We start from the raw sequence: 11658 nt of genomic DNA, 5'->3' as shown, positions 1-11658 counted from the left end.
GGATCAAGCAGCCAGCGGTCGGATCGCCATCTCCGCAGCATCACTGCGCCGCAGCATGAATTCCACCTGCCCGCAACGCACATGCAGCAGGCCGCCGGGGAAGCCACGGCGCAGCACCTGCACTTCGGAGCCCGGCCGCAATCCCATCGCTCGCAGGCGGTCGTGGAGGGAGGGGAGCTGGGGCAGCGTGACCAGCACGACGACCTGACCGATCGGCGCGGTTGCCAGCGTCATGGTGGTGGACTGGAAGCGTTGTTCAACGTAGGAGGTGGGATGGCAGCACAACAGCCTGCCAACCGGCCGTCGCGGCGTGGTGACCGCCCCACCAAGATCTGCCCGGTGTGCGGCAGGCCGTTCCAATGGCGCCGCCGCTGGAGCGCCGTGTGGGAGGAGGTGCGGTATTGCTCCGAGCGTTGCCGGCGGCGGCGGGGCGGCACAGTGGATCCTGCAACCCGCTGACCACGGCGATGGCGAAATTCGTGCTCTGGGGCACCTACTGCGAGGACGCCCTCACGCGGCGCACCCCCTTTCGGCAGGAGCACCTTGACGGCCTGCACCGCCAACATGCGGAGGGTGTGCTGCTCACGCTCGGACCCACCGAAGGCAGCACCCATGTGTTCGGCCTGTATGAGGCGGACGCCCTGGAGCAGGTGGAAGCGCTGGTGCACGCCGATGTGTATGCCCGCGAGGGCATCTGGACCGAGGTGCAGGTGTACCCGTGGATCCAGGCGATCGGATGACGTTGCGACCGTGAAGCGCGGAGGGGTTGCGTTCGCCGCCTGAGCGCGCTGTTCCTTCAGCCCACCGGAGGGGCCGGTTTCCAGTCGCGCAGGGCCTGCTCCCACACCCAGGCCGCCACCAGCTGGTCGCCGCCGTCGCCGAGCACCTTGGCGTAGCCGCTCATCTGGCCCTGGCCGGCGGCGGCGATCCGGGCGATGGCGTCGGGGCCGTCGATGCCCTGGCGCTGCAGCGCGGCCAGTTTCAGGGTTTTGCCGCGCCGCAGGATGTTGCCGCCGTTGATGTGACACCCCACGCAGTGGTTCTCGAACAGCTGGGCGCCGCTGGCCTGCAGGGTGGGGGCGTCTCCCCAGGCTGGCCGGGGCCACCAGGCCAGCAGGATCACGGCGAAGACCACCAGCCAGGCCACCAACCGGAGCCGCCTGAGGGCGGCGGGGCCGGGGTCAGTGGTGTGGGCGCAGGGAAGAGGCATGGGTGGCGGCGCCAGGGACGGATGGATCAGTCGTCGGCCTCGACATCTTCGCTGCCGGCGGGGATCAGCCGGATCTGCTTGCGGCCCAGCTTGATCTCGAATTCGTCGCCGGGTTTGAGATCCAGCATCGCGGTGTAGGCCTTGCCGATCAGCAGGTTCCCATTGCCTTGCACAGTGGCGATGTAGCTGAGCTTGCGGCCACCTTTGCCCATCTTGCTGGTGGCACCCAGATCCACACCCTTGGCCTCCAGCAGCGCCTCATAGAAGGCTGTGAAGTTGAGGCGGTCGGAGCCATCCTTCTTGGTGGAAACATAGCCACAGGCGCGAACGATTTCGGATTTCCCGACGTCGCCCATCTCCTTGACCTTGGCCAGCAAATCTGCTCCTTTGATCATGAGATCTTCTCCGTTGTACGTGCCTTGCGCTCTACAACTTACACGATGGATCGATCGCATGCGATCACCATCGCCTCACTCTGCGAGTTCACGGTGGCCAGATCGTGCTTAAAGATCAGCGCCTCGAAACGCCTCGGGAGTACGCCCCGGTCCGCCAACAGTGGCCATCGGCCGGCTGCGGATCCGGCACCAACCCACAGCTTCAGCATGGCAGCTTCGTCCTCTTCTCCTCGTCAACACTCAGGCATGGGTGAATAACTGGGAAGATAACGAAACCCATGGCTGCAGCGAATGTACACTTCGTTCCCCCTCGCTTTAAGGCACGGCGCTTTTGCCAGGCTGCAGCCGTGCTGATCCGTCGTCTCACTCCCGACGATCACACCGCCGTCATCGAGGTGTACCGCGATGCCGTGCACACCCAGGCCCCTGCGCTTTACAGCCCGCAACAAGTGGCGGCCTGGGCAGGTCTGCCGCTCAACCGCCCGGACTTCAGGCTCACTCTGGAGCGGGGATTCGGCTTGGTGAGTGAGGGTGAACCCTCCGGCACCGATCCCGTGCCGCCCATCGAGGCGTTCGCCGTGCTGGAGCCGCTGGATCGCGTTTCGCTGTTGTACTGCCGCGGCCGTTCCTGCCGCCAGGGCCGGGCCGGCGCCCTGCTGCAGGCCCTCGAAGCCCTGGCCCGCACCGCTGGGGTGGCCTCCCTGCGCACGGAGGCCAGCTTCATCTCTCGTCCGCTGTTTGAGCGCCAGGGCTGGCAGGTGATGGCGATGGAGGATCTGGAACTGGGAGGGGTGTCGTTCCGGCGCTCGCTGATGCACAAAACCCTCGATTCCGCCCCGCCGGGATGATGGACAGGTTCAGCGTCAGGGTCCATGGCCGAAAGCGATCTGCAGCAGTTCCGCGCCAAGGTGAGCCAATTGGTGGCCTTCGTGGCCCTCAGCGACGCCGACCCCGACGTGGAGCAGGCCCTGCGCGATTGCAGCAGCCATCACGAGGTGGTGGCACTGGCCCGCCGCCACGGCTTTGAGATCGGTCGCCGCTGGGGCGAACACCTGCCGCCTGCCGTTCCGGGTGCCGACAATCTGCTGGCCAGTCCCTGCCCGCCGCTGGGTGAAGAGCGGCTGGATCTGCTGCTCGACACCCCCGATCTACGGCTGGAGCGGATCCATTCCTGCGCCTGGTCCACCCCTGCCGGGCAGTGGCAGAGCCAGGAGCTGGAGGAGTGGGTGCTGGTGCTGCGCGGTGGAGCCCGCCTGGCCTTCGCCGATGAACCCGCCAGCAGGGAGCTGGTGGCTGGCGACACGCTGCGGATTGCCCCCGGACGCCCGCACCGGGTGGAGGCTACGGATCCTGCTCCGGGAACGCTCTGGCTGGCGTTGCACTGGCGTTCAGGGTTGTGATGTCTGCGCGGCGCACCAGCCAGTAACCCCCCGACAACGACAGCACGGCCAGGCCGAGACCCACCAGCAGCATCGGTTTGTCTTCCGAACCCGGTGGCAGCACGATCACCTTCCGCGCCACGGCGGTGAGTGCCGTGATCAGCACCAGCTCGATCTGCACCACGTGATGGCGCAGGTAGGCGGTCACGTTCTGCAGCACCTCGAGGGCAATCAGCAGCGTGAGCAGATCGCCGAGCAGACGGATCAGGTCGTCGCCCAGCCAGCCTGTGTTGGGATCAATGAATTGCTGGATCACCGCACCGACGAACTGGACGGCGGCCGCCAGCAGCACGATGCAGAGAATCAACGAGAGCACCTTGGCAAGTTGGCGCTCGAATCGGTCAACGAGATGGAGGAAGGCCTCGTCTCCCGCTTTGCCACGGCTCCAGCGCATCAGTTACCGAAGGGGGTGTACTGGGGTTTGGCGCGGGTGTCGCCAGGAGGGTTCTCGATCTTGGTGTCACAGGTGACCGAGCCATCGGCCGCCGTGACGCAATTGGTGGGCACGATGCGGGTGGCGGGACCCACGTTGCTGCCCGGACCCAGCAGGTAGCCCTCGCGCTGGGCGAACGCCGGGACAGCGCCAAGGCTGCCGAAGCTGATCAGGGAGCCGCTGACGATCAACATCAGTGATCGGCCCATGGCTGGGCCGGTTGGTGGACGACGGGGGGGCAGCATCGGAGGGAGGTGAATGCTCCCACTCTGCCTGCGGGGATCAGTTCTGGCCGTCCTGCAGGATTTCCTGCAGCAACAGATCCAGCTGTCCATCGAGCTGCTCATCCGGGCGCCCCTCCAGCTGCTCACCCAGCCACTGCTCCTCAATGGCGCAGAGCTGGGCGGCGAGCCGGGCCAAGCCCTCCTCCTGCTCCAGTCGCTGCAGTTCTTCGAGCAGCACGGGCATGCGGGTGGAGCCGGCCCGCAACGCCCGGCGCAGATCCGACTGGGTGCGGCCATGGTGACGCATCCATTCCTTCAGGAAGGTCTGCAGATCCTCCAGTTGCGGGGAGGTGAAGGAGGCCATCAACGGGTGGGCGGGAACCAGCGATCCAGTTTGCGGCGTGCCCGTGACCGGATATCCGGGGTGAGGTGGCTACCGGTGAGCCCCAGCAGGGCCGTAAGCGCCACCAGATCATCGCTGAAGCCGGCCACCGGCACGAAATCGGGGATGAGATCGAGGGGCAGGAGCAGGTAGGTGAGTGCCGCCAGCATCGTGAGGCGCACCTGCGGCGGGGTCTGGCCATCGAGCAGCAATTCCAGACATTCCAGTGCGGGCAGAGCGATCGCTCGGCCGGCGCGCCGCAGAAGCCGCTGCAGCAGCCCCTCATCCACCACGCTGCTTTCCAGCACCTGTGCATCCACGGTGCGGTCGGCATCGCCGGAGCCATCGGGATTGAAGCCGGAAGATTCAAAACCAGCGTCGCCTGGGGTGGCTTCTCCTGGCGTCATCACTCACTCCCAAGCACGGAATCTGTTCATCATCGCGGCCACGCTTCCAGAGTTCCAGGGCGGACTTCTTGCTGGAGAGGACGGTGATCACGGCCTAGGCCACGCCCGCCAAGCCTGCTTGTGTGCCGGCCTTGCGCAGTTTGCGCAGGGCGCGTTGCACCACCTGGCGGCAGTATTCGCGGCTGCAGCCCAGTTGGCGTGCCACTTCGGCAAGGGTGCGCCACTCGTGCTGCGCGTCCAGCCCGAAACGCAGGATCACCACCGTGCGCTCTCGTTCTGTCAGCTGGGCCACTTCGAGCAGGTTCCAGGCGGTGGCGGCCCGCTCCTCCTGCTCGGCCCGCTCCATCGGTGGCACCTCATTGCTGGGCAGCACATCCACCAGCTCGGAGGGATCCGCCTTTGATTTCACGATGCCCTGCAGGCTCACGGTCACACTGCGCAGTTCGCAGCCCAGCAGCTCCTCCACATCGGCAACAGGAATGCTCATGCACGCGGCCAGCTCGCGCGCTGTGGGTGTCAGGCCATTCAGCTGCAGCAGCTGCGCCTTGGCGGCCCGCAGCCGTGTGAGTTTCTCGTTGACATTCACCGGAATCCGGATCATGCGGCTCTGGGTGGAGAGGGCCCGGTTAAGGCCCTGACGAATCCACCAATAGGCATAAGTGCTGAAGCGGTGGCCGCGGGTGGGGTCGTACTTCTCCACCGCCCGCGCCAGGCCGATCGTGCCCTCCTGGATCAGGTCGAGCAGGTCAAGACCCTTGCCCTGGTAGCGCTTGGCCAGGTTCACCACCAGGCGCAGGTTGGCGACGATCATCTGCTCCTTGGCGCGCATTCCATAGCGGACCGTGCGTGTTTCGATGCTCGTGAGCGGGGTGGGTTCGCCGTTGCGTCGGCTTGCGCCGCAACGTTCTTCGATCTCCACCATGGCCTGAACCTTGCGGCCCAGCATGAGTTCCTGCGCGGGGCTGAGCAGCTGATGTCTGCCGATCTCGCCAAGAAAGGCACTGAGTGAGCTAGCCATATGTTCCTGATATCTGTTTCGACCCTACGGTGCTTTTGAGGATAAAAGAGGAGCTATAGAAAGACTTCCAGTTTCTCAGGTTTCAGTGGCAATTATGGAGCCGTTCCGTTCCGTTATCCCTGCCTAAATCTGCCCCTAAATGATGGTGAAACACAGCAAGGTGCGGCGGATCTGCTGCACCTTGAGCTGTCGTTGGGTCCACTTCCCCTGGCGTTGCGGGCGATCGGCCGCGTCAGGCCGCTACCGTCCGCGCAGATTTGATGCCACCGGCGATGCTCGCCCTCGCACCGCTCCTCTCTGCGCACCTCGCACCCCTGCCCGCCTTCGTGTTTCCCACTGGCGTGCTGCCCAGTGCCGGTGTGGCCTATCTGCACTACATCAGCGTGATGCTGTGCTTCGGCGCTTTGGTGCTGGAGCGGCGCCTGATCCAGGCCAACCCCAGCAAGGAGGTGGCCACCACCCTGGTGATCACCGACATCGTGTACGGCATCGCCGCGCTCACCCTGCTGCTCAGCGGCATCCTGCGGGTGCTGCACTACGGCCAGGGGGCCGATTTCTACACCGAAAACCCGGTGTTCTGGTGGAAGGTGGGCCTTTACCTCGCAGTGGGTGGCCTTTCCCTCTACCCCACCATCACCTACATCCTCTGGGCCTTGCCGCTGCGCAAGGGGGAGCTGCCCGAGGTGAGTGAGGCCCTGGCAGGCCGTCTGCGCTGGATCCTCAACATCGAGCTGGTGGGTTTCGCGCTGATTCCAGTGCTGGCCACCCTCATGGCCCGCGGCGTGGGCCTGGCGGCCTGAGCGAGCCGTTCCTGTGCGGCCTCGGCTCCGCTCGCTGCGGCACTATCTGGTCCAGGCGCTCGCTGCTTGCCTGGTCTGGCCAGCCGGCCAGGTCACCGCTCTTCCCCTCCCGGATTCGGGGTCGTGGGGGGCAGGCCGTGAGGGTCTCCCTCCGGTTCAAGTGGGCGAGGTTTCTGGGACCGGGCCTGAGCTTGCCGCTGCTGATCCCACCGCCGACTGCACGCCGTCGGTAGCCGCACGGCCATGGCAGCCCGATAAAGCCGCCACTGCCGGTACGGGCCCGGCCCCCACAGGCCGCACGGCCTCACCCGCCACTGGGGGTACGGACACAGCCTCCGGCCTGCAGGCCGTTCAGCCCCCACCTGATCCAGCAGCTCCCCCCCTCTCCCCGCAGGCTCCCGTGGGCTACAGCCACCGGCTAACGCCCACGCCCGCCGGTTGGGCGCGCCTGGCGCGCTGGTGCGTCTGGGTGGAGCCTGCCGCTGCCGGTCCCTCTGCTGTCCCCCCCGCTGCGGCGGCGTCCCTGGAGAGTCGCTGGCAGCAGGCGGTGAACGCGGCGCTGGCCAGCTGGGCGGAGGAGCTGGTGATTGTGCGGGTGACGGATCCGGCGCAGGCGCAGGTGCTGGTGCGGCGTCAGCGGCCGCCGCTGCGGGAGCTGGGCGGGCGCCTGCGTGCCAGCCACGGGCGCGCCTCGCTGCAGGTGCTGGAGGTGCAGCGGGCCGGTCGCTGGCGGCTGGAGCCGCGGGTGGAGGTGCTGATCAGCCCGGGGCAGCGTCAGCTGGCCATTCAGGCCACCGCCCTGCACGAGCTGGGCCATGCCTTCGGCCTGTGGGGCCACAGCGACGATCCGGCCGATGCCCTGGCGGCTGTGCCCGGCCGCCAGCCGGTGCTGGCGCTCACGGCCCGGGATCGGGCCACCCTGCGCTGGCTGCAGGCCCAGCCCAGCCGTTTCGGCCAGCCGCTGCCCGCACCGGCTGCCGCACCGGCTGCCGCGCCGGTCCCCGTTCAGCCGTGACGCCGGGGCGCCCCCCGGCGTTCGGCCAGCACCTCCAGCACCCGGCGCCATTCGACCCCGTGATGGGCCAGCGCCACCTGCAGGTGAAAGATCAGGTCGGCGGCCTCGCCGGCGATGCCGGCCGCATCGTCGTCCTTGCAGGCCATCACGAATTCAGCACTTTCCTCGCCGATCTTCTTGAGGATGCGGTTATCACCCCCCTCCAGCAGCTTGTTGGTGTAGCTGCCCGCTTCCGGCTGCTCGCGCCGCGCCACGATCACCCGTGCCAGCTCGGTGCAGGCATCGGCCGGCGGCGGCAGCGCCACAGCCGGCTCCGCCGCCTGCGCCTGCGGCTCGCCGTCGGCAAAGAAGCAGCTGCGCGCCCCGGTGTGGCACGCCACCCCGCCCTTCTGCTCGATCGTCAGCAGCAGCACGTCGGCGTCGCAGTCGTAGCGGAGGCCGCGCAGTGTCTGGAAGTGGCCGCTGGTGGCTCCCTTGTGCCACAGCTCCTGGCGGGAACGGCTCCAGTAGTGCACCTCGCCGCTGGCCAGGCTGCGCGTGATCGCTTCCCGGTTCATCCAGGCCACCATCAGCACCGCCCCATCCAGCCAGTCCTGGGCCACGGCCGGAATCAGGCCGGCGGCATCGAAACGCAGCTGATCGATCCAGGCCGGCTCCACCAGGGACGCTTCGATCTGGGTGGCTGGCCCACCGGCCGCTGTGGGTGTCGCAGCGGCAGCATGGCATTCCTCCATGGTGGTGTCCGCGCTAGACCTCGCGGCGGGGCGAAAGGATCCCCCAAGACTGACACCCCCCGAGAGGCGGCGATCCACGCTCCCCTGCCATGACCGCGGCCCACACCTGCTCCAAACGGTTCAGCGGCTACCCCTGCTGCCATCGCCAGTGGCGCCATCCCGGCCACTGCCGTTTCGTGCACGGCTACAGCCGCAGCTTCACCGTGTGGTTCCGCGCCACCCAGCTGGATGCCAACGGTTTCGTGGTGGATTTCTCCTCCCTGCAGCCGCTTGAGGCGAGGCTGGCCGATCAGTTCGATCACACCTTCCTGGTGAACGCCGACGACCCGCTGCTGCCCCAGTGGCAGGCGCTGCACAGCCAGGGCGCCCTTGACCTGCGCGTGATGGACAACGTGGGCATGGAAAGCAGCGCCGCGCTGGTGTGGGGGTGGGCGAACGAGCTGCTGCTGGCGCGCGATGGCGGCCGCGCCTGCTGCTGGAAGGTGGAGGCCCGCGAGAACGAAAAGAACGCTGCCTGTTATGAGGCCGTTCCCACCTGGTTCCAGCCGGTCCTGTGAGCCCCGAACGTCTGGCCACGGCCTGGGCCCTGTTTCAGGCCCTGCTGATCGAGGCGATGCCGTTTCTGTTGATCGGGGTCACCATCTCCACCCTGGCCCGCTGGCTCAGCCCGGGCGGGCAGTGGGTGCGGCGCCTGCCCGCCCATCCGCTGCTGGGGCCGCTCACCGGTGCCGCGCTCGGCTTTGCCCTGCCTGCCTGTGAATGCGGCAATGTGCCGGTGGCGCGCCAGCTGCTGGCCACCGGGGCGCCGCTGGCCACGGCGCTCGGCTTCCTGTTCGCGGCACCGGTGCTCAACCCGATCGTGGTGGCCAGCACCTGGGCCGCCTTCCCGAACCAGCCCTGGCTGCTGGTGGCCCGGCCCGTGGGGGCGGTGCTGATCGCGCTCGTGCTCGCCACCCTGCTGGCCCGCCTGCCGGAGGCGGCGCTGCTGCAGCCAGCGCTGCTGGAGGAACGGCGGCTGGTCCTGCCGCTCAGCCGGGTCAGCCTGCTGGAGCGCCGCAGCGGGGTGATCGGTGCTGACCCGCTGGCGGCCCAGGCCCTGGCGGCTGGTCCACGCCGCACACCCCGCGCTCCGCTGGCGGAAATCCTTGGCCATGGCAGCCGGGAGTTCATCGAGCTGGCGGCCCTGCTGGTGTTCGGCTGCGTGATCGCCGCCCTCGTGCAGACCCTGGTGCCGCGGCCCTGGCTGCTGGCGGTGGGTGGGGCCCCCACCCTCTCGATCTTGGCCCTGATGCTGCTGAGCCTGGTGGTGTCGGTGTGCTCCAGCGTGGATGCCTTTCTGGCCCTGGGCTTCGCCGCCCAGGTCACCCCGGGTGCCCTGCTGGCCTTCCTGTTGCTCGGGCCCGTGATCGACATCAAGCTGGTGGGGCTGTTCGGCGTGTTGCTGCGTCCGCGCGCCATCCTGCTCACGGCCGTCAGCGCCGTGCTGGTGGTGCTGCTGATCGGTCAGTGGGTGAACCTGTGGCTGCTGTGACACTCCCCCGACGTCTGCGCGGCGGCCGCTGGTTGCGGCCCCTCGGACTGGGGCTGTGGGGGGCTGTGCTGCTCCAGAGCGGCATCAGCGGCCGGCTGGATCTGCTGCTGCGGGCTGTGTTCCATCCGTTGGTGTGGATCAGCGGCGTGGTGCTGGTGGTGGTGGCGCTGCTGGAGTTGGTGGGAGGGGGTGGCGCCGCCCCTACGCCGCGGCAGCGCACTGTGCTGCTGGTGGGCGTGGTGGTGGCGATCGCCGTGCTGCTGGTGCCACCGCGGCCCTCGTTCGCCGATCTCGCCGCCAACCGCGACCGCGAACTGCTCGATGAGCCGGGCCTGAATTTCGTGGTGCCGCCCGGCCAGCGCAGCCTCACCGAGTGGGTGCGCCTGCTGCGCAGCCAGCCCGACCCGAAGCTGCATGCGGGCGATCCGGTGCGCATCAGCGGCTTCGTGCTGCCCGTGCCCGGGGACCGTCCCCAGCTGGCTCGCCTGCGGGTGCGCTGCTGCCTGGTGGATGCCACGCCGGTGGGGCTGCCGGTGCTGTGGCCCCCGGGCCGGCCGCTGCCCAAGGCCGATCAGTGGCTGGAGCTGCGCGGCGTGATGGACACCGAACGCTTTGACGGCCAGACCCGGAGTGTGATCCGCGCTGAGTCGGTGCGAGAGATTCCCAGGCCGGCGCGGCCGCTCGAACCATGAGGGCCCTGCGCCTGGCCCTGCTGGCCGGTGTGCTGCTGGCCGTCGCCCAGCAGCAGGTGCTACTCCATCGGCCGCCGCGGCTGCTGGCGCTGGAGCAGGCGGCGGCCAGCTCCGGCCCAGCGGCCTTGAACCTGCGCTTCAGCCGGCCGATGAATCCCGGCAGCGTGGCGGCCCGCACCCGCCTGGATCCGCCGCTGCGCTTCGATCTGCAGGGCGGCGGCAACCCGTTGCTGCTGCTGCCGGGCCAGGGGCAGCGGCTGGTCACCCCGCTGCGGCTGCAATTGCAGGGCGACGACCGACGCGGTCTGCCGATGCGCCCAGCCCTCTGGCAATGGGATCCGCGCGCCCATCTGCTGGCCGTGGTGCCGGTGGGCAGCGGTGAGCAGGTGCAGGTGCGCCAGCACGATGGTGGCTGGACGGCACTGTCACCGGTGTGGAGCTCGATTACCGAGATCGAGCCGCTGGGCGATGGCTCTGGCGTGGGGGTGGTGAGCCGGGATGACCAGGGGCGTCACCAGGTGTGGCGCCTCAACCTGCAAGAGCGCAACCTGGCGCGGGTGGTCGCCATGGACGCACCGCTGCGGTCCGATCTGGGCCGGGTGCGGCAGACGGGCATCGATCGCTTCACGCGCGAACCGCTCCAGTACGCGCAGCTGAGCAGCAACCGGCAGGGTGATCTGCTGGTCCAATCCACGGCGCTGACGCAGGGGCCGGAAGGGCTGGTGCAGTGGTTCCGCGGCGGCGGCCGGCGACGCCTCGAGATCGAGGCCAGTGGCCCGGTGGCGCTGCTGCCCGGCGGCGGTGAGCTGATCGTGCCGGAGCGGGAGGGGTTGTCGCTGCGCACCCTGCCGCCGCGGGAACCACGCCGCCAGATCCTGCCCGGCAGCCGCGACCTCAGCAGCTTCTGCCCGGTGGCGGGGCGGGCGCTGCTGGTGCGGCACTGGCCTGATTTCCGGCGTTCGCTGGAGCTGGTGGAGCCGGGGCAGGCCCCGCGTCCGCTCTGGATCGGCACCGCCGGGCTGGTGGCCAGCGCCTGCTCCCGCGGCGGCGAGAGGGTGTGGGCGCTGCTGATCGAAAGCATCGCCGAGCCACGGCTGATCCTGCTGGCGCTCGATCGCAACGGGACGGTGCTGCAACGCCGCGAGCTGAGCGGCTGGGAGCTGGAGCCGGGCACCGGCCTCCACTACGACCCCACTGGCGAACGGTTGCTGCTCACCCTGCGCCGCCTGGAGCTCGACACCCCTGCCGGCGGCCCGCCCCAGCGTCGTGAGGCCCAGCCGGCCCTGATCGATCCGTTCAGCCTCGAGCTCACCTTGATCGACAAGCCGGTGCGCCAGGCCCAGTGGCTGCCAGCCGGCTGAGGGGCGCCCGCTCCCGC

Annotated in this window: 19 protein-coding genes; 10 read left to right on the top strand and 9 right to left on the bottom strand. The window is 68.7% G+C overall.

Going from position 1 to position 11658, the window contains the following annotated elements; translation table 11 throughout:
* Positions 1–3: 3 nt before the first annotated feature.
* Positions 4–234, bottom strand: a complete 231-nt coding sequence (locus KQ303_RS06195) for a FeoA family protein (protein WP_094510929.1) — start codon at positions 232–234, stop codon at positions 4–6.
* A 39-nt stretch (positions 235–273) separates the two neighbouring features.
* Between KQ303_RS06195 and KQ303_RS06190 the strand changes: the two genes are divergently transcribed.
* On the top strand, positions 274–459 hold the full coding sequence (locus tag KQ303_RS06190; RefSeq protein ID WP_259729590.1) for a DUF2256 domain-containing protein: 186 nt from the start codon (positions 274–276) through the stop codon (positions 457–459).
* 8 nt (positions 460–467) lie between these two features.
* Positions 468–740 (top strand): YciI family protein, encoded by a 273-nt coding sequence (locus tag KQ303_RS06185; RefSeq protein ID WP_094510927.1) that lies wholly within the window; start codon positions 468–470, stop codon positions 738–740.
* Positions 741–796: 56 nt separating this feature from the next.
* On the opposite strand, the gene KQ303_RS06180 is transcribed toward KQ303_RS06185, so the two are convergent.
* Positions 797–1210 (bottom strand): c-type cytochrome, encoded by a 414-nt coding sequence (locus tag KQ303_RS06180; RefSeq protein ID WP_259729589.1) that lies wholly within the window; start codon positions 1208–1210, stop codon positions 797–799.
* A gap of 26 nt (positions 1211–1236) precedes the next feature.
* Positions 1237–1605 (bottom strand): AbrB family transcriptional regulator, encoded by a 369-nt coding sequence (locus KQ303_RS06175; RefSeq protein WP_094510925.1) that lies wholly within the window; start codon positions 1603–1605, stop codon positions 1237–1239.
* Between the two features lie 347 nt (positions 1606–1952).
* On the opposite strand from KQ303_RS06175, the gene KQ303_RS06170 reads away from it, so the two are divergent.
* Together KQ303_RS06170 and KQ303_RS06165 are read left to right on the top strand one after the other, a co-directional pair.
* Positions 1953–2453: a GNAT family N-acetyltransferase gene (locus KQ303_RS06170; protein WP_259729588.1), complete on the top strand. Its 501-nt coding sequence runs from the start codon at positions 1953–1955 to the stop codon at positions 2451–2453.
* A gap of 24 nt (positions 2454–2477) precedes the next feature.
* A complete protein-coding gene (locus KQ303_RS06165) occupies positions 2478–3005 on the top strand; it encodes a Nif11 domain/cupin domain-containing protein (protein ID WP_259729587.1) in 528 nt (175 codons plus the stop codon).
* Here KQ303_RS06165 and KQ303_RS06160 read toward each other — a convergent pair.
* From KQ303_RS06160 to KQ303_RS06140, 5 genes are all read right to left on the bottom strand, one after another.
* Positions 2947–3438, bottom strand: coding sequence for a phosphate-starvation-inducible PsiE family protein (locus KQ303_RS06160; RefSeq protein WP_255099577.1), 492 nt, complete (start codon positions 3436–3438; stop codon positions 2947–2949). The genes KQ303_RS06165 and KQ303_RS06160 overlap by 59 nt on opposite strands.
* Positions 3438–3671: a hypothetical protein gene (locus tag KQ303_RS06155; RefSeq protein ID WP_259729696.1), complete on the bottom strand. Its 234-nt coding sequence runs from the start codon at positions 3669–3671 to the stop codon at positions 3438–3440. The genes KQ303_RS06160 and KQ303_RS06155 overlap by 1 nt, the downstream gene beginning before the upstream one ends.
* Before the next feature lie 88 nt (positions 3672–3759).
* Positions 3760–4065 (bottom strand): hypothetical protein, encoded by a 306-nt coding sequence (locus KQ303_RS06150; protein WP_259729586.1) that lies wholly within the window; start codon positions 4063–4065, stop codon positions 3760–3762.
* Positions 4065–4490, bottom strand: a complete 426-nt coding sequence (locus tag KQ303_RS06145) for a YkvA family protein (RefSeq protein ID WP_259729585.1) — start codon at positions 4488–4490, stop codon at positions 4065–4067. Before KQ303_RS06145 ends, KQ303_RS06150 begins: the two co-directional genes overlap by 1 nt.
* A gap of 94 nt (positions 4491–4584) precedes the next feature.
* Positions 4585–5508 carry a sigma-70 family RNA polymerase sigma factor gene (locus tag KQ303_RS06140; RefSeq protein WP_259729584.1) on the bottom strand — a complete coding sequence of 308 codons (924 nt, stop codon included), beginning with the start codon at positions 5506–5508 and terminating at the stop codon, positions 4585–4587.
* 272 nt (positions 5509–5780) lie between these two features.
* Here KQ303_RS06140 and KQ303_RS06135 point away from each other — a divergent pair, with 272 nt between their 5' ends.
* Positions 5781–6308 carry a DUF2214 family protein gene (locus KQ303_RS06135; protein ID WP_259729583.1) on the top strand — a complete coding sequence of 176 codons (528 nt, stop codon included), beginning with the start codon at positions 5781–5783 and terminating at the stop codon, positions 6306–6308.
* Between the two features lie 160 nt (positions 6309–6468).
* Entirely contained in the window at positions 6469–7323 is an 855-nt protein-coding gene (locus KQ303_RS06130; RefSeq protein ID WP_259729582.1) for a peptidase, read from the top strand.
* Here the strand turns inward: KQ303_RS06130 and hisIE are convergent.
* Positions 7314–8057: a bifunctional phosphoribosyl-AMP cyclohydrolase/phosphoribosyl-ATP diphosphatase HisIE gene (hisIE, locus tag KQ303_RS06125; RefSeq protein WP_259729581.1), complete on the bottom strand. Its 744-nt coding sequence runs from the start codon at positions 8055–8057 to the stop codon at positions 7314–7316. The genes KQ303_RS06130 and hisIE overlap by 10 nt on opposite strands.
* 89 nt (positions 8058–8146) lie before the next feature.
* On the opposite strand from hisIE, the gene KQ303_RS06120 reads away from it, so the two are divergent.
* The 4 genes from KQ303_RS06120 to KQ303_RS06105 are packed head-to-tail and all read left to right on the top strand — an operon-like array spanning position 8147 to position 11641.
* Entirely contained in the window at positions 8147–8614 is a 468-nt protein-coding gene (locus tag KQ303_RS06120) for a 6-carboxytetrahydropterin synthase (protein WP_259729580.1), read from the top strand.
* Positions 8615–8670: 56 nt separating this feature from the next.
* Positions 8671–9588 (top strand): permease, encoded by a 918-nt coding sequence (locus KQ303_RS06115; RefSeq protein WP_399233111.1) that lies wholly within the window; start codon positions 8671–8673, stop codon positions 9586–9588.
* Positions 9585–10280 carry a TIGR03943 family putative permease subunit gene (locus KQ303_RS06110; protein WP_259729578.1) on the top strand — a complete coding sequence of 232 codons (696 nt, stop codon included), beginning with the start codon at positions 9585–9587 and terminating at the stop codon, positions 10278–10280. Before KQ303_RS06115 ends, KQ303_RS06110 begins: the two co-directional genes overlap by 4 nt.
* Entirely contained in the window at positions 10277–11641 is a 1365-nt protein-coding gene (locus KQ303_RS06105) for a hypothetical protein (RefSeq protein ID WP_259729577.1), read from the top strand. Before KQ303_RS06110 ends, KQ303_RS06105 begins: the two co-directional genes overlap by 4 nt.
* Positions 11642–11658: the final 17 nt, after the last annotated feature.

It is taken from the genome of Synechococcus sp. CS-1333 (assembly GCF_025128015.1).
GTDB lineage: Bacteria > Cyanobacteriota > Cyanobacteriia > PCC-6307 > Cyanobiaceae > MW101C3.
This window is presented reverse-complemented; position numbering and strand designations above follow the sequence as displayed.